Source organism: Armatimonas sp. (genome assembly GCF_043757465.1).
Classification (GTDB): domain Bacteria; phylum Armatimonadota; class Armatimonadia; order Armatimonadales; family Armatimonadaceae; genus Armatimonas.
On record NZ_JAYVPL010000110.1, the window covers coordinates 39,818 to 54,936 of the forward strand.

General features: G+C 58.5%; 15 protein-coding genes. 9 read left to right on the plus strand and 6 right to left on the minus strand.

Features of this window, described 5'->3' with window-relative positions; translation table 11 throughout:
- Position 1 precedes the first annotated feature (1 nt).
- Together ACH2ED_RS14795 and ACH2ED_RS14800 are read right to left on the minus strand one after the other, a co-directional pair.
- On the minus strand, positions 2 to 1,393 hold the full coding sequence (locus ACH2ED_RS14795; RefSeq protein WP_395092566.1) for a DUF1501 domain-containing protein: 1,392 nt from the start codon (positions 1,391 to 1,393) through the stop codon (positions 2 to 4).
- 7 nt (positions 1,394 to 1,400) lie between these two features.
- On the minus strand, positions 1,401 to 3,731 hold the full coding sequence (locus ACH2ED_RS14800) for a DUF1549 domain-containing protein (protein WP_395092569.1): 2,331 nt from the start codon (positions 3,729 to 3,731) through the stop codon (positions 1,401 to 1,403).
- A 7-nt stretch (positions 3,732 to 3,738) separates the two neighbouring features.
- Here ACH2ED_RS14800 and ACH2ED_RS14805 point away from each other — a divergent pair, with 7 nt between their 5' ends.
- From ACH2ED_RS14805 to ACH2ED_RS14815, 3 genes are read left to right on the plus strand one after another with little or no spacing between them, the layout of a single operon-like run.
- Positions 3,739 to 3,897 (plus strand): hypothetical protein, encoded by a 159-nt coding sequence (locus tag ACH2ED_RS14805; RefSeq protein ID WP_395092571.1) that lies wholly within the window; start codon positions 3,739 to 3,741, stop codon positions 3,895 to 3,897.
- 9 nt (positions 3,898 to 3,906) lie between these two features.
- On the plus strand, positions 3,907 to 5,523 hold the full coding sequence (locus ACH2ED_RS14810; RefSeq protein ID WP_395092574.1) for a peptide chain release factor 3: 1,617 nt from the start codon (positions 3,907 to 3,909) through the stop codon (positions 5,521 to 5,523).
- Positions 5,520 to 6,251, plus strand: a complete 732-nt coding sequence (locus tag ACH2ED_RS14815) for an SDR family oxidoreductase (RefSeq protein WP_395092577.1) — start codon at positions 5,520 to 5,522, stop codon at positions 6,249 to 6,251. The genes ACH2ED_RS14810 and ACH2ED_RS14815 overlap by 4 nt, the downstream gene beginning before the upstream one ends.
- A 52-nt stretch (positions 6,252 to 6,303) precedes the next feature.
- Here ACH2ED_RS14815 and ACH2ED_RS14820 read toward each other — a convergent pair whose 3' ends face one another.
- The gene (locus ACH2ED_RS14820; protein ID WP_395092580.1) at positions 6,304 to 6,918 is read right to left on the minus strand and encodes a hypothetical protein; all 615 of its coding nucleotides are present in this window, start codon (positions 6,916 to 6,918) and stop codon (positions 6,304 to 6,306) included.
- A 68-nt stretch (positions 6,919 to 6,986) separates the two neighbouring features.
- Positions 6,987 to 8,468: a proline--tRNA ligase gene (gene proS, locus ACH2ED_RS14825; RefSeq protein ID WP_395092583.1), complete on the minus strand. Its 1,482-nt coding sequence runs from the start codon at positions 8,466 to 8,468 to the stop codon at positions 6,987 to 6,989.
- Between the two features lie 123 nt (positions 8,469 to 8,591).
- Here proS and ACH2ED_RS14830 point away from each other — a divergent pair, with 123 nt between their 5' ends.
- The 6 genes from ACH2ED_RS14830 to ACH2ED_RS14855 all read left to right on the plus strand — a co-directional run bounded on the left by ACH2ED_RS14830 (position 8,592) and on the right by ACH2ED_RS14855 (position 13,111).
- Complete coding sequence (locus tag ACH2ED_RS14830) at positions 8,592 to 8,768, plus strand: hypothetical protein (protein ID WP_395092586.1); 177 nt, start codon at positions 8,592 to 8,594, stop codon at positions 8,766 to 8,768.
- A gap of 12 nt (positions 8,769 to 8,780) precedes the next feature.
- Positions 8,781 to 9,713 (plus strand): hypothetical protein, encoded by a 933-nt coding sequence (locus ACH2ED_RS14835; protein ID WP_395092589.1) that lies wholly within the window; start codon positions 8,781 to 8,783, stop codon positions 9,711 to 9,713.
- The gene (locus tag ACH2ED_RS14840) at positions 9,710 to 9,901 is read left to right on the plus strand and encodes a hypothetical protein (RefSeq protein ID WP_395092592.1); all 192 of its coding nucleotides are present in this window, start codon (positions 9,710 to 9,712) and stop codon (positions 9,899 to 9,901) included. The genes ACH2ED_RS14835 and ACH2ED_RS14840 overlap by 4 nt, the downstream gene beginning before the upstream one ends.
- Positions 9,902 to 9,949: 48 nt before the next feature.
- Entirely contained in the window at positions 9,950 to 10,690 is a 741-nt protein-coding gene (locus ACH2ED_RS14845) for a hypothetical protein (RefSeq protein ID WP_395092595.1), read from the plus strand.
- A 45-nt stretch (positions 10,691 to 10,735) separates the two neighbouring features.
- Positions 10,736 to 12,559 (plus strand): protein O-mannosyl-transferase family, encoded by a 1,824-nt coding sequence (locus tag ACH2ED_RS14850; protein WP_395092598.1) that lies wholly within the window; start codon positions 10,736 to 10,738, stop codon positions 12,557 to 12,559.
- Positions 12,560 to 12,625: 66 nt separating this feature from the next.
- Positions 12,626 to 13,111, plus strand: a complete 486-nt coding sequence (locus ACH2ED_RS14855; RefSeq protein ID WP_395092601.1) for a Spy/CpxP family protein refolding chaperone — start codon at positions 12,626 to 12,628, stop codon at positions 13,109 to 13,111.
- 6 nt (positions 13,112 to 13,117) lie between these two features.
- Here the strand turns inward: ACH2ED_RS14855 and ACH2ED_RS14860 are convergent, their stop codons facing one another.
- Both ACH2ED_RS14860 and ACH2ED_RS14865 read right to left on the minus strand, forming a co-directional pair.
- Entirely contained in the window at positions 13,118 to 14,374 is a 1,257-nt protein-coding gene (locus ACH2ED_RS14860) for a PQQ-binding-like beta-propeller repeat protein (protein WP_395092604.1), read from the minus strand.
- Between the two features lie 121 nt (positions 14,375 to 14,495).
- Positions 14,496 to 14,642, minus strand: a complete 147-nt coding sequence (locus ACH2ED_RS14865; RefSeq protein ID WP_395092606.1) for a DUF1737 domain-containing protein — start codon at positions 14,640 to 14,642, stop codon at positions 14,496 to 14,498.
- Positions 14,643 to 15,119 lie beyond the last annotated feature (477 nt).

The window sequence follows — 15,119 nt, forward strand, 5'->3', positions numbered from 1 at the left end:
TTTAAATTCCTTTCGCTAGCAAGGCCCCGATGGGCTTGCCGAGGCCATCGCGTGTGACATAGAAGGGGCGCTTCTCCACCTCATAGGCGTGCTTGGGCGAGATTCCCAGCGCATGGTAGATCGTCGCGTGCAGGTCCTCGATTACCACCGGATTCTCGATGGTTTTGCACGGGCGCTCATCGGCGGTCTTGCCGTAGATAAAGCCTTTTTTCACGCCACCGCCAAAGAGCAAAACACTCCCCGCATCGGTGAAGTGGCGGTGCATGCCGTAGAACTTGAGCTCGTTGACAATATCGGGAACTGTGACTTGGTCGCGTACGCGGGCATCGGGCTTGCCCTCCATCATCATGTCGCGTGAGAACTCCGAAGCCAGCACGATCAGCGTCCGATCCAGCAGGCCACGCTCCTCTAAATCCCGCACCAACTGGGCAATGGGGGCGTCGATCTGGCGCTTCATCTCGGCGAGGCGCGTGTGCCCGTTGTCGTGCGTGTCCCAGCCAAAAAACGGCACGTACTCAGTGGTCACTTCAATGTAGCGTGCCCCCGCCTCGCGCAAGCGCCGCGCCAGCAGACAGCCTTGACCAAAGCGCCCCGTGTTGTAGATATCGTAGCTAGATTTTGGCTCTTTCGTCAGATCAAACGCGCGGGCCGCGGGCGACGAGAGCAGGCGATGCGCGTTGTCCAACGAGCGCAGCAGGCTGTCTTTCTGGTAGTCCGAGCCCACTTTTCCGACCACGGACTCCCCGACGAGTTTTTTATAGAGTGCCTGGCGATTCGCAAAGCGCGACGGCGTCATCCCTGCTGGCGGACGCACGGCCTCGATGGCTTGATCGGGGTACGGCAGATTAAAGGGCCCAAACTCGCTCCCGAGAAAGCCAGCCGTGGTAAACGCCTTGAGCTCCTCGCCCTCCCCGACATCGAAGCGCTGCCCGATATTGATAAACGCAGGAACGGCCTCGTTTAGCGGCCCGAGTGTTCGTGCGATCACGGAGCCAATGTGCGGCGCGGCGACGGTCTGGGGCGGCGCGTAGCCGGTGTGCCAGTGGTACTGGTGGCGCGAGTGGAGAATGGCCCCGAGATCCCCGGCCCGGTAGGTGCGAATCAGGGTCGCCCGGTCCATCACTTGCGCTACTTTTTCCAATCCCTGCGAGATCTGAAGCCCATCCACTACCGTCGGAATCGCCGGAAATGTGGAGAGAATCTTCTCCGACGGCGTTCCCATCTCGTAGGGCGTGTAGCGCTTGGGATCAAATGTCTCGGTGTGCGCCATCCCACCGCCCATCCACAAGACAATCACCGCATCGGCGGTCGCCTTCGGGGCGGGCTGTGCGGCCCAGAGCGGGCGGGCATAGCCCGCCGCCAGCGCCGATAAAAGTAGCTCTCGTCGGTTCATGTTTTTCCTAATACAGCTGAAACTCCGGGCTCATCAGCAGCGCCCAGAGTAGGTCTTCCAAGTTCTCCGGTGTCCACTTGCCACCCAGTGTCTGCCGTACTGTGGTGCGTTCTGCCTCGCTCGGAGGGCGGCTGAGCGCGGTCTGGTAGAGCCCGGTAAGAATATCCTCGCCGTGCGCTCCATGCGCTTGCCAGGCGCGAACCCCTTGCTTGAGGCGCGTCGCCAGAAGTGGGCCGTTGGTCAGCTCCAGCGCCTGGAGTGTGGTCGCGACAGTCTGCCGCTGCGTGACAGTCTGCTCGCGGTTGGGCCGACCCAGCGCACGGGTGAAGGCATCCGCCGTGGTGAGCGCCGCCCGGCCTTGTGTCAGCGCACGCGATGCCTCAACGACGGCGAAGCGCACTGAAACTTCTGCCGGTGCTTCGTCCACTGCCCCCTGATCGGGTCCCACGAGTGCGCGAAAGTGGGTCGCCCCCCGGGGGATCGGATACAGAATCACCGAGTTGGCGTGCGTCCCAATACCACGCGTGTAGGTTTTCTCGCCCAATCGCAGAGGCTTACCGACGACACTTTTATCGGTTTGAACCGTCCCAAACCCCGTGGTTGTGGAGAGTGGGGCCAGCTCGCGCAGGCTTATTTCTCGTCCACTTTCGAAAACAAAGCGCGGCTCGATCCAGTTGGCCCAGTCGTGGTTACTATTGCCGTTGCCATCAGTTGCCACTAGGGCGAGCACTTCCTCGCCACGTAGCGCGATATCTACCGCCTTGTCTCCCTTGCGCATCAGGCCGCTGTCAAAGAGTAACTTTCCAGTGCGCTTGGGAACACTGACGGCGCCTTTATTGATACGTAGCGTCTCCACGGGGGTAGGCCAGCTTTCCGTGAGCGTGGAGATTGCATCGGTGAGCTGCTCCGCGGAGAGACGCTTGACGGCGGGGCCAGTGAAGACATAGCCCGCCGGGCGTTCCTTGGCCAGCCCCTGCGACGGCAGCTGGTAGGCGCGGCTCGTGGCGATCTGGGCCAGCGTGTGCTTCAAGTCGTAGCCGTGGTTCACAAAGTCGAGGGCGAGCCAGTCCAGCAGTGCGGGGTTCCAGGGCTTGTTGTCCAGCTCATCGTTGGGCTCGATCAGACCGCGCCCCATGAGCTTGGTCCAGAGCCGATTGACAATGGCACGAGCAAAGCGTCCGTTGGCACGCGAGGTGAGCGCCGCCGCGACTTGCGTCCGTCGCGTTGCCAGGGGCGCACTGCCGTCCACCACTCCCAGCTCGGGCCAGAGAAACGTCGCGCTCGCCATTGCCCCCGTGGGCTTGTCGCAGCGTACCAGCTCCAGCGGCGTATCCGCAAAAATCGCGGCTAGGCCGTAGGCATCGCGCAGCTTCCAGTTGCTAGTGAAGCTATCATGGCACGAGGCGCACTTGAGGTTCACCCCTAGAAACACCTGCCCGATATTTTGCGCGGCTTGGAGCGGTGGTCTCTGGCTCGCATTGACCACGCCGCGCCAGACAATTCCTTTGATAAAACCCTCGGACTCGGCACTTGGTGGGGCGATTAGCTCGCGTACAAACTGGTCGTAGGGCTTGTTGCTCTCCAGTGCAGAATACAGCCAGCCCGTGATCTGGCTCCGGCCACCGTCAATGTAGCCCGTCCCGACATAGTCATTGCGAAGCGCATCGTTCCAGAACGTCAGCCAGTGCTCCGTGTAGTTTTTGGTGTCGGCCAAGAGGCTCGCCACCAGCCGCTCACGCTTATCTGTGCGCGTGTCCCACACAAAGGCATTGAGCTGCGCGGGCGAGGGCAGTAGCCCGATTAAGTCCAGATACGCCCGCCGCACAAAGGCCCGGTCACTCACCGGTGCGCCGACAGCCACTCTCTTCTCCGTAAAGTACAGCCCGAGCAGCCGGTCAATTGCGTTGCCTGTGCCCTCGGGAACAGCCACGTCTACCAGAGCCAGTGGCGGTGTCCAGGCGGCGTCCTCGCTCTCCGCCGCGCCATCAAAGGGCAGGCCGGAGTCAATCCAGCGCCGGAGAACTTCCACCTCGCTGGCCTTCAGATGCGTTCCCTGAGGTGGCATCGCGCCTGTGGTCACTAGCTCGATTAGGTAGCTCTGTGCTCCCTTGCCAGGCCGTGCCACGGGATGGGTCTTGCCGCCCGTCAGAATCGCCTCGCGGCTGTCGAGCGAGAAGTCTCCCTGCTTGGCTCCGTTGCTATGGCACGACGAGCAGTTCTTTTTTAGAATCGGCAGCACATCGCGTTGGTACGAGACTGCCTTCTGGGGCTTTTGCGCCGCCAGCGCCATTATACTTAAGCCCCCCAGTGCCAGCGCTCCCACAAATCTGCGAATCATAATCACTATGATACCGGAATCTCTTCGGGTCTTCGACCGCTACTACGACGAAAACCGCTACGCCGAGCTACTGGAGACCACCTACACCCAGCCCGCCGAACCCGCCTTTCGCGACGAGGAAAGTGCTTGGGTGCAGGAATGCTTGGAAGGCTACGTGGTATCCTAGCTCTCGGCTATGAGTGATTTAGAAACGGAAATTGCGCGGCGGCGGACGTTTGCGATTATCTCCCACCCGGATGCGGGAAAGACAACTTTAACGGAGAAGCTGCTTCTCTACGGGGGCGCGATCCAGCTCGCGGGCTCGGTGACGGCGAAGAAGAACCGGCGGCAGGCGACCTCGGACTGGATGGAGCTGGAGAAGCAGCGCGGAATCTCGATTACATCCACGGTGCTTCAGTTTGAGTACGGTGGCTGCGTGCTGAACTTGCTCGACACGCCGGGCCACCAGGACTTCTCCGAGGACACCTACCGCACGCTCGTGGCTGCCGACAGTGCCGTGATGCTGATTGACAATGCCCGTGGGGTCGAGCCGCAGACCATCAAGCTCTTTGCTGTCTGTCGCCAGCGTGGGATTCCGATCTTTACATTTATCAATAAGATGGATCGCCCCGGCCTCGATCCGCTGGATCTGATGGCGAACCTAGAGGAAGTGCTGGGGATTCGCTCCGCGCCCGTCTTCTGGCCCATCGGCGACGGCGACCAGTTCCAAGGCGTCTACGACCGGCAAAGTAGCCAGCTCCACTTATACGATAGAGTGCAGCACGGCGCGAACAAAGCCCCCGTGCGCATTGTGGATCTGAGCGACCCGACACTGGATACGATTATTGGGCAAGGCCCGGCGCAGAAGCTCCGCGAGGATATTGAGCTGCTGGACGTCGCCGGTGAGCCACTCGACCCCGAGCGCATTGCAAACGGCGAGATCACGCCGCTGTTCTTTGGAAGCGCCGTCACCAACTTCGGGGTGGAGCGTTTCCTGAAGCGCTTTATTGACCTCGCGCCCGCCCCGATGTCGCGCTCGGCACAAGAGGGTGAGATTGCACCAAACGAGCCCGATTTTCGTGGCTTTGTCTTTAAGATTCAGGCCAATATGGATCCGAATCATCGCGACCGCGTGGCATTTCTGCGCGTGGTCTCGGGGCGCTTTGAGCGTGATATGGTGGCTTTCAATCCGCGCTCCAAGAAATCCGTGCGCCTCACCCGGCCGCAGAAGCTCTTTGCATCGGATCGTGAGACGGTGGAAGTGGCCTACCCCGGTGATATTATCGGCCTCACCAACCCGGGGGTCTTTCAGCTCGGTGACACGGTCTGCACGGGCACTCCAGTGCGCTTTCGGGGCTTTCCACGCTTCGCGCCAGAGCACTTTGGAGTGCTTCGCAACCGGCGCTCCGAAAAATACAAGCAGTTTCAAAAAGGCATCGAGCAGCTCAGTGAGGAAGGCGTCGTGCAGCTCTTCCACGAGATCAACGCCGGGCGCACCGAGCCGATTCTAGGTGTTGTCGGGCAGCTCCAGTTTGAAGTGATCCAGTTCCGCCTGCTCTCCGAGTACGGCGTGGACACGGGCCTGGATCGCCTGCCCTACAACCACGCCCGCTGGATTCAAGGCCCTGACGAGGCGCTCAAGGAAGTGTACTGGGGCATGGGGACGCGGCGTGTGGAAGATAGCTTCGGGAACTTTGTTTGTTTGTTCGAGAGCCCGTGGGGGATGAATCATATTATCGAGAACAACCCGAAGCTAAGATTTCTCGCCACTGCGCTTGATCTCTCCGAGTCACAGACAGATGCTCTGCCATGAGAGTCGCGCTGGTGACAGGTGCTGGCAGTGGGGTCGGGCGTGCCGTCGCCGCGGCACTTGCGCGTGAGGATTTTGCGGTGGCGCTTGTCGGGCGGCGTGTGGAGAAGCTCAAAGAGACAGCGGCGCTTTTAGGAAAGCAAGGCAGAGTCTTTGTAGGCAATGTCAGTGACCCCGCGGCTATGGAAGTCATTATCAAAGAACTCGGTCCGGTCTCGGTGCTGGTCAACAACGCGGGTGTCCACAATGGCTTCGATAAGATCACCGAGAGCGATCCGGAGCGCTGGCGGCAGACGCTTCTTACCAATGTCTACGCGCCGTATCTGCTCGCGCGGCTCTGTGCGCCGGGGATGAAAGAACTCGGCTGGGGCCGGATCATCAATGTCAGCTCCGCCGCCGGATTTTCCCCGCCGGAGGGCGCAGGCTCCGATTATATTCTCTCGAAATACACCCTGAACTTCTTCACCCGCCAGCTTGCCGCAGAGCTTGTGGGCAGCGAGCTCTCCTGCTGCGCCCTCCATCCTGGCGAGGTGAAGACCGAGATGTGGGAAGACATCAAAGACTTTGGCGGCATGCCCGGCTGGGCGGACTTAGTCGAGCGCACCGGCGGCGACCCCCCGGAGAAAGCCGCTGACTTGGTTCTCAAGATCGTCGCTGCTCCGGCAAGCGAGACCAACGGGAAGTTTCTCTGGATCGAGGGCGGCATCCAGCCGACCCGTCCTACGTGGTGAAGTCACTCTGGATGGTGCCTTCGTGCAACACAGTATAATGCCGATCTGAATGTCAGATAAGAGGAGCTTTTCCAACCATTGCAGAGAGGACACCGAGAATTTTTTCGGGCTCATCTATACCGTACTCTTGAAGATCCAGAACGACGGATGTATCTTCCAGAAAACCAAACATCCAGCTTGTTCCCGAGGTCACGACGCCGTATATCTTGGGAATCTCATTGCCGCGCTTTTTATTGAAACGCTGTGCCGCTAACATCTCGGCAACACACTGCCCCCAAGCTGCTGGGAGATCGGCGTTTTTAGCTTCTACCAGGGTAACAATGGGTGCGCTTACTATAAGCTGCTGAGGAGAGAGGCTAATGAGAAAGTCACAGTAGCCATTCAAGCTCTCTGATTTTTCGACATCCAGCTCAACCCCTGAGAACAGGCTGAGTGCATCGGGGAACTGCCGTCTTAGTTCAGCCAGAACATTCACGACAATCATCTCGGAGCGTGCTTTTTCCGTATTGATAGCAATTGCAAGGGGCACTTGCTCGGCCAGAAGCGTCTTCAGAATCGAGCTGATAGTAGCAAGGGGAGGCACCACCGCAAAGTGCCCCGTCTCTTGTTGAACCGTCAGCCCGAAGCGATCTATAACCGTTTGTAAGTTAAACTCACTGTATGCCATGATGTTGTCATTATATCTCCCGAAAACTCCCCCTCCTTTACCTAAAGGCAAGGGAGAGGTGGGAGAGATTAGTAACTTCTTGCAAAGAGCACTTGCTGGGTGGCGGGCTGTCCGGTGAAGACACAGACCCCCTCGCCGCCGGGCTGGTCTTGCTCCAGCGGGATGCAGCGGATCGTGGCCTTGAGCTCTAGCTGGATCTTGTCTTCATCCTCGCGAGAGCCCGCCCACCAAGCGCGGGCAAAGCCGGTCTCCACGGCGGCCGTAAGCTCGGCGTAGTTGGCAACATCCGTGACATGCGCATCCCGGAAGGCTTTGGCCCGGTCGTAGAGCGCGACCTGAATCTCTTCAAGCAGCACAGGCAGAACGTCGGGGAGCTCGGCCCAACTGACGAAGCGCTTGCCCTCTTTGCCCGGACGGTCCCGGCGGCCCAGCACGACGGTCTGATTGGCGACATCACGCGGCCCGATCTCGATGCGAACCGGAATACCCTTCACTTCCCACTCGTTGAACTTAAAGCCCGGCGTGAGATTATCACGGGAGTCAATCTTGACCCGCGCCCTCTCGCCAATCGCTGCTTTAAGCTGATCGGCAGCGGCAAGCGTCGCGGCTTTCTCTTCGTCGGTCTTGTAGATTGGGACAATCACGGCTTGGGTCGGGGCGAGGCGCGGCGGCAGGACTAAACCGTCGTCGTCGGAGTGCGCCATGATGAGTGCGCCGATCAGCCGGGTGGAGACGCCCCAGGACGTGGTCCAGGCGTACTCAATCTCGTTCTGGTTCTGGCCCTGGTACTTAATCTCGAAGGCTTTGGCAAAGTTCTGTCCGAGGTTGTGGCTCGTGCCCGCTTGCAGCGCCTTACCGTCCTGCATCATCGCCTCGATGGCATAGGTGCGTAGTGCACCCGCGAACTTCTCTTTTTCGGTTTTCTGTCCCTTAAAGACCGGAATCGCCATGACGTTCTCTAGGAAATCCCCATACACTTCATGGAGAATCTTAAGAGTTTCTTCCTCGGCTTCATCGTGAGTGGCGTGGGCGGTGTGGCCCTCCTGCCAGAGAAACTCGGCGGTGCGCAGAAACGGACGCGTGCGCATCTCCCAGCGCACCACATTGGCCCACTGATTGATTAAGAGCGGTAGGTCACGCCAGGACTGCACCCAGCGCGAGAAGCTATCCCCGATAATCGCCTCCGAGGTCGGGCGCACTACCAGCGGCTCATCGAGCGGTGCGGCAGGAACCAGCCCACCCTTGCCGTCGCTCTCTAGGCGATGGTGCGTCACCACAGCGACTTCAGGTGCAAAACCTTCGACGTGCTGCGCCTCTTTGGTCAAGAAACTCACGGGAATAAAGAGCGGGAAGTAGGCGTTGACATGGCCGGTGGCCTTGATGCGCCGGTCTAGCTCCTGCTGGATCATCTCCCAGATTGCATAGCCCACGGGCTTGATGACCATACAGCCACGCACGGGGGAGTAGTCGGAGAGATCCGCCTCTTTGACGATATCGAGATACCACTGCGAGTAGTCTTTCTCGCGGGTTGTAATAGTTTGTTTTGCCATGATGTCTTTGTCGGAAGTAAATGCTCGGGCGCTAAATGGCCCGCCCGATTGTATCGGATCACACACGAAAAATCCTCGACCTCGCGCCGTCAGGTATAGTGAAAAAGAAGAAGGAAGACTACGATGATTTTAGACACTTTGGATCAGAGGATTAAGACTGTCCTCCCCACCGCCGAGGAAGAACTCTGGCTACAGATTCCCTGGCGCACCAATATCATGGCGGCTCGACTCGAAGCGCAGCGCACAGGCAAGCCACTGTATCTCTGGATTATGAACGGCAACCCTCTGGGCTGTGTTTGAAACAACGGTAAATTGGACCGTGCGTCCAAGTTTAGCGATCCCCGTGTGATCAAATCCCTTCAGCAGGACTTTATTCCCGTCACGGGGGATACCCACGAAATTCAGAACGGAAAGTCGCCGGCGCGCAACTGGTTCATGCAGATGGCCCAGAGTGTCAACCCCCGGATTTTAAGCGGACAGACGGCACAGGGGCACTATGTTGCCGGGGCGGATGGGGCGGGATCCGGCTTTAACAATAACCGAGATGTAGAGCGTCTGCTACAGCTATTAAAAACCGGGCAGGAGAAGTTTGCCCAAAATCCGCCCGCTCGGGTGACCGTTGCCGCCAATGAGCTCGGCAGCGATTTCACACGCCTTGCGCCAGTGGGATCGTCCATCTTGCGTATCTTTGTCCGGATCCATCCCCTACCTGCGGGCTGCAATGAGCTCAATAAGGGGGCGGCACGTGACCATCTCTGGGTATTGCCCCAGGAGGTGCGTGCGATGGCGGAGGCACCTGGAAGCGGGGAGTTTGCCTTGCCGCCCACTCTGATCGCAAGGCTTGCTCGATACCACCTGACGGACTTTGTTCGGGGGGAGCCCAACTTCTGGAGAGGAAGTGAGGTAAAGCGAGCCCGGTTTGAAGGCACTCTCCTCCAGAAAACCGCTGAGACGGTTGAGATTCGCTTCATGGGTGACTATGCCATGCAGACGGGAAACGGTCAGCGCGGACTCGACGGAAAAATGGAGGGCGCTTTCACCCTGGATCGGGCCAGCGCAAAGATTCGCAAGTTCCGTGCATTCGCCGAGGGACATGCTTGGGGGGCAGGGACGTACACTCCCAGTCCACCCCCCGGCAAGTTTCCCTTACTGTTTGCCCTCCAAGAGACCAACGACGCCTTCTCGAAAATCGTCCCTCCTCAAGGCGCACTGGACGGCCCAGACTACCTGCAAGGTGTTCTATGAAACGAATCTCCTCAGCGATCACGATCTCGGGAGTGGCAGCGGCCGCGCTTCTCTGGAGCCAGCTCGACAATGTGCACTCTCCCAGCCTCACCGAGCTTCCGAGGCTCAGCACAAGTGATCCCGCGTGTGGCGCAAGCGCCATCAACGACAAGGGGCAGATCATCGGTTGGTCAGGCGAGCTTGGCTGAGGGACGCCGGTAAGGCCGGTTCTCTGGCAGGGAACCAAAAACAAGGCAGTGGCACTGGCGCTGCCTAGAGGCGCAATCAGCGCCGAACCCGAGGCGCTCTCGCAGGATGGGCGTTTTGTTGCAGGCTTTAGCAGAGACAGGCGAAACGCCTCAGGGGTACTTTGGCAGTCAGGGGACGTCACAAGGCTTGCACCTGTATCAGGAACAACGGATGCAAGCGCCTTGGGAGTCAATAGTAAGGGCGTTGCGGTGGGCTACTCGATAACATCCGACAATACCCTTGTTGCAACACTCTGGCAGGCGGGGAAACCACAACCACTAGAATCGGGCAAGGTTGCGACGGCCATCAACGACTCGGGGCTCGTTGTCGGGCTGGGAAATGGCCACGCCCTTGTCTGGCGCGATGGCAAGGTAAGTACCCTAAAAGGTGGCAGAGGACAGGCAAGAGCGCTTTCCTCTGGGGGAATCATTGGCGGTGCCCTTGAGGGCAAGCCGGTTGTCTGGAAAAACACAGCTTCGGAGCCGACGCTTCTCTCCCTTCCACCAGGCTTCCAAGGGCAAGTTATGGCAGTAAATGATCAGGGACAGGCTCTGGGGGTAGTCTATAACGACAAGCACTTCTGGCCAGCCTACTGGAAGAACGGTAAACCTCAGCCTATTGACTGGCTGATCCCGTCCGGCTCGAACTTTGTCGAGATTGTTCCGCGAAGCCTCAATAATCAAGGGCAAATGACGGGCGTGGGCCTGACTCGGAGTGGGGAGTGGCGTGGGTTTATCTATACGTCCTGAAAAGTGCTACTGTAAAATCCACTGGGTCTCTCCGATAATTATAGGGTGAATTCCCTCTCCGATAGAAAGATCGCCTGGCTACTCTTCGCCGTAGCGGCACTACTCTACGCACTCACCATGTGCCGCACGATCTACACGGGCGACGACGGAGACTTCGAGCTGGCAATGGCAACCCTGGGAGTCTGCCATCCCACGGGCTATCCCCTCTTCACCCTACTTGGCCGCGCGTTCTTGCTAGGACTCGCTCCCCTGATTGATGAGCCCGCGATGCGTGTCAACCTCATGACAGCGCTCTTTGGAGCAGCAGCCGTCGCCATGTTCTATCGATTTGTCGCCGCACTTATCGGCGCTCCCTTGGTGGCTGCAAGTGCCGCACTCTTGCTCGCCTTTGCCCCGACTCTGTGGCAACAGTCGCTCTCGTGCGAGGTCTACACGCTCACGGCGCTCTTTCTGTGCACGGTGCTCTGGCTGAGTGTTCGTCTGGAGCGCGGGGAGCGTGTGCTGGCTCCTCTGGTGCTAGTTTATGGTCTGGCGCTGACGAACAATCTGACGATGGCGCTGTTTCTGCCGGGGTTCTTGATGTTTGCGTGGCATAAAGTCGGCCTTAAGAAGCTCTTCGCCCACCTCCCTCTCTTTGTGTTGCCTCTGCTTCTCTATGCCTACGTCCCCCTCGCCGCCAAGCTGGGAAGTGCGCCGCTCAAATGGGGAGATCCGCAGACTTGGCCGCGATTTCTACTGCATGTCAATGGCTCACAGTATCGCCACTTAATGTTCACCGAGCCCCTCTCTACTTGGCACGTGCGGCTCTGGGGCTATTTCTACGGTGCTCTCTGGAAGGAGTTCGGGGGGCATTTTCTGGTTTTTGTGCTCCCAGGAACGATCATGCTCTGGAAGCGACAACGGACACTTTTCGCACTGATGTGCTGGGTGTTCATGGGCAATATTGTCTACGCCACCAACTACGCCATCAATGATATCTATGTCTACTACATCCCCTCGTATCTCTGCGTGGCGGCCTGGATCGCGGTGGGCTTGGGGGAAGTGAGCACCTGGCTGAGCGCCCGAAAGCCCGTTTTCGTGCGGCCCCTCGCGTTCCTGTTGCTAATGACGCCTCTTGTGCAGATGACAACCCACCTGAGCGCGACAGATAAAAGTAGCAACTTTCTGGAAGCCGATTTTGCGGCCAATATTCTGAGCAGTGCGCCCAAAGATGCCGTTATCCTAACGAGCAATAATATCGTTTTCACTCTCTGGTACCTCAAGTGGGTGAAGAATCAGCGCCCGGATGTGGCGGTGCTGAACGCGGATATGCTGGAAGGGACACTCAATAACAACACGGGCTGGTACTTCGAGCACGTGCAAAGTCAGTGGCCCGGCCTGCCGTCGCCTTTTGGCCTTTCGCGTGAAGCCACCAGTGACGGCACCTATCTCCAGCTTCTGGTAAACACAGCCCTCGCCGAGGGACGTCCGGTGCTACTCGTCTCCGATGACCGCCTGGATAGCCGTCGCACTCAGCCAAAGATCCCCTCACTGGATGAGCGACTCAAGCCCTTCACACGGGTTCCCTGGGGGATAACCCAGCGCCTCTACGAAGTGGGCAGTGCGCCTGGCGACACCGAGCTTCTCACCCTGAATGCCGCGCTCTGGCCACAGCTCAAGACCCGTGGCGTCTACGCGGGCTGGAAAGACGGCGACCCGCTCCAGTTACATATTCTGGTGCGCTACTTCAACGCCCACAAAGCGCTTGCGACGCTCGCGGAGACGCAAGGGCAGAGTGAGCTGGCCCGCGAGCACTATACGGGCGCTAATCTACTCTTCCGAGATCCCGAGATTGAAGCTAGTATTAAGCGTCTTAGTCCGCCGGGCTGATCTCAAAAACGGCGCTTTGATTTTGTGATTTTGTGCTACAGTGTTCCTACGACGAGGAATAAAACGATGTATGCTAGAACACGCTTCAAGATCATTGCAGCACTGTCGCTGCTTCTCTTAACAGCCTGTGCACCGCTCGCTGTGGGTACTGCCACCGCACAGACACGCCCGTCGCATTCGTATAAAGTGCCCGATGCGTTTCGTCAGCTTGTCAAGGAAGAAGCCGAAATGGAGAAGTCTCTCAAGCTGACGCCTGGCCAGCTTGCGAAACGTAAGGTCATAGAGGCGAAGTACCGGCGTCAGCTTATTGCACACGTTCAAAAATCAGAGAGTTATTTTAAGCCACCGGGTGCAGTCAAGCAGGACGCGGCCACAGTGGAGAGACTTCGGCAGGCAAAGTTGAAAGCGACCCAGGAGAGCATACGAATCCTTGGGGAGAAGACCCGGGAAATCTATGCGCTCTATACTCCCGAGCAGCAAGCGAAGCTGACTGTCTTTAAAAAGAGGATGCAGAAGCGCTTCCTCGAACAAAAAACGCCGCGCGGGGGATGAGCGGCCTCAGCGTGCCTTGATATCGTAGCACCAGAGACTGCCTAGATCCCGGATGTAGAGCCTGCCATTGGCGATAATGGGATGGGCCCATGCCTTGCTCTGCCCTCGATCCGGCTGTGCGGGCGGTGCGAAGCGGCCTTTCTCTTTGTAGCCCTCGGGCGTGACCTCAGCCAGTGCGACCTCGCCGTTCTCGCCGTGCAGGAAGAGCAGGCCATCGGCAGAGCAGATAGCCGCAGCCCCAATGCCCCGCTCTTCCCAGCGGACTTTTCCGGTGGCAAACTCGGTGCAGAGCAGAACCGGGCCGGACGTGCCGTAGAGATAGTCGCCGAGGCGAACTGCGCCCCCCAAGCCGTTGGGAGCCTTGCGCTCGATGTAGGCTGGGTCTGCGGTGAAGCTCCCCGCCGCCGCGCTGATCTTCGCTGCACCGCTGGCCGACGCTGCGCCGGTGTAGATCAGGTTGGTAGCGTTGATAGGAGTGAGAGCATGCATGCCAAAGCGTGTGTCGAGGGTCTTATCGAAGCGCCAGAGCAGCTTGCCGGTTGCGGCTTCTACCCCGACCACACCCTTGCTCAGGTACTGGACGTACTGACGCACACCGCCGATCTCTACCGCAATCGCCGATGCGTAGCTGGCGGCTTTTTCGCCGGGAATCGCGGACTTCCAGAGGGTCGCGCCGGTCTTCTTATCCAGCGCGACTAGGGTAGCGTTCTCACCGCCGGGGGTGACGATGACTTTATTACCATCCACCAGCGGCGACTCGGAGTAGGCCCAGACACCCGGTGCGCCCCCAAAGTCATTGCGCAGGCTCTTGGTCCAGAGGATTTTCCCCGTCGCTATCTCCACACATGCCAGATCGCCGTCGGAGCCCAGCGCATAGAGCAGCTTGCCATCCACCGTTGCGGTCGAGCGTGCCCCCGGATAACTCGGCTGCTGTTTAGGGTTGCCCACGGCACCGAGCCGTGTGGACCAGATCAGCTTGCCGTTGGTGGTGCTGTAGGCCCGCACAAACTCATTTTCCAGCCCCTCGTTGCTCAAGACATAGAGCCGAGTTCCCACGACAACCGGAGTGGAGTACCCCGAGCCAATATCCTTCACCTGCCAGAGCAGCTTCGGCCCGCTCGCAGGCCACGCCTTCAGCAGCCCCTTCTCCTGCGAGATGCCATCACGCTTCGGGCCACGCCACTGCGCCCAGTCATCGGCCTTTGCCATTGTCCCTACTGCCGTCAGTGCCAGCGCCACCAGTGCTATTCCTCGGATATTCATGATTGCTACTCCCAAATGATATAGCACTACTATACCCGAGAGACGATCAAGAGTTTCGAGGAACCAAGACTTTAGTCCCTCGGTGAGCATTGGAGAATATTTTGGAAACCGGTCCGTGGGGCTACTTGACAAGTGCTTGAACGTAGTACCACCGGTGTTCGTCCACCATCACCGCAATTCCCCCTTGAAGTTGCCACCCCTGTTCCATAAACTCGGTAACCAACTTCTCCAACTCCGCTTTAGTTTTTGCTTCCACTACTTTATACATCTCTACCCTATTCCTTTCGTTATTAGGCGACGAGATCTCTAGCAGTCTCGGAGGCCCTTACCAAAAAGTCAAAGAGTGTCGCTTTTCTGGATGCGACAGTGCAGTGCTAGAGGTGGTTGGGATCATCTCTTTTAGAGGGCAACCATGCCCCATTCACTCTCATTACATTCCCTCAATTTTTTCAATTTCCTCCTCCGATTTTGGTTAAAGAAGAATTGTTCCAGATTTTTTTGACACCGTGATGCGGGTACCTATTCGTGATGTCTTCGCGAGAGTGACCTCGGAGCAACGTCGTGCGGTTCGGGCGTTTTTGATCCACTGCCTGGAGACAGAATCCCCTGAAGGCGCTCGACCTACTGGGCTGAATAAATGAGGGCTTGTGACGACTCCCTCCGCTAAAGCAGAGAGCTTCTGAAATTATGTCTAGGACACAATCACCAAAAACAACAATGCCAAGCATCAGGCTTCTTGGGAAAC

Excerpts from the sequence above, each read along its gene's own strand:
- ACH2ED_RS14795 (WP_395092566.1), bottom strand. The coding sequence starts at position 1,393 with ATGAACCGACGAGAGCTACTTTTATCGGCGCTGGCGGCGGGCTATGCC.
- ACH2ED_RS14800 (WP_395092569.1), bottom strand. The coding sequence starts at position 3,731 with ATGATTCGCAGATTTGTGGGAGCGCTGGCACTGGGGGGCTTAAGTATA.
- ACH2ED_RS14805 (WP_395092571.1), top strand. The coding sequence starts at position 3,739 with ATGATACCGGAATCTCTTCGGGTCTTCGACCGCTACTACGACGAAAAC.
- ACH2ED_RS14810 (WP_395092574.1), top strand. The coding sequence starts at position 3,907 with ATGAGTGATTTAGAAACGGAAATTGCGCGGCGGCGGACGTTTGCGATT.
- ACH2ED_RS14815 (WP_395092577.1), top strand. The coding sequence starts at position 5,520 with ATGAGAGTCGCGCTGGTGACAGGTGCTGGCAGTGGGGTCGGGCGTGCC.
- ACH2ED_RS14820 (WP_395092580.1), bottom strand. The coding sequence starts at position 6,918 with ATGGCATACAGTGAGTTTAACTTACAAACGGTTATAGATCGCTTCGGG.
- proS (WP_395092583.1), bottom strand. The coding sequence starts at position 8,468 with ATGGCAAAACAAACTATTACAACCCGCGAGAAAGACTACTCGCAGTGG.
- ACH2ED_RS14830 (WP_395092586.1), top strand. The coding sequence starts at position 8,592 with ATGATTTTAGACACTTTGGATCAGAGGATTAAGACTGTCCTCCCCACC.
- ACH2ED_RS14840 (WP_395092592.1), top strand. The coding sequence starts at position 9,710 with ATGAAACGAATCTCCTCAGCGATCACGATCTCGGGAGTGGCAGCGGCC.
- ACH2ED_RS14855 (WP_395092601.1), top strand. The coding sequence starts at position 12,626 with ATGTATGCTAGAACACGCTTCAAGATCATTGCAGCACTGTCGCTGCTT.
- ACH2ED_RS14860 (WP_395092604.1), bottom strand. The coding sequence starts at position 14,374 with ATGAATATCCGAGGAATAGCACTGGTGGCGCTGGCACTGACGGCAGTA.
- ACH2ED_RS14865 (WP_395092606.1), bottom strand. The coding sequence starts at position 14,642 with ATGTATAAAGTAGTGGAAGCAAAAACTAAAGCGGAGTTGGAGAAGTTG.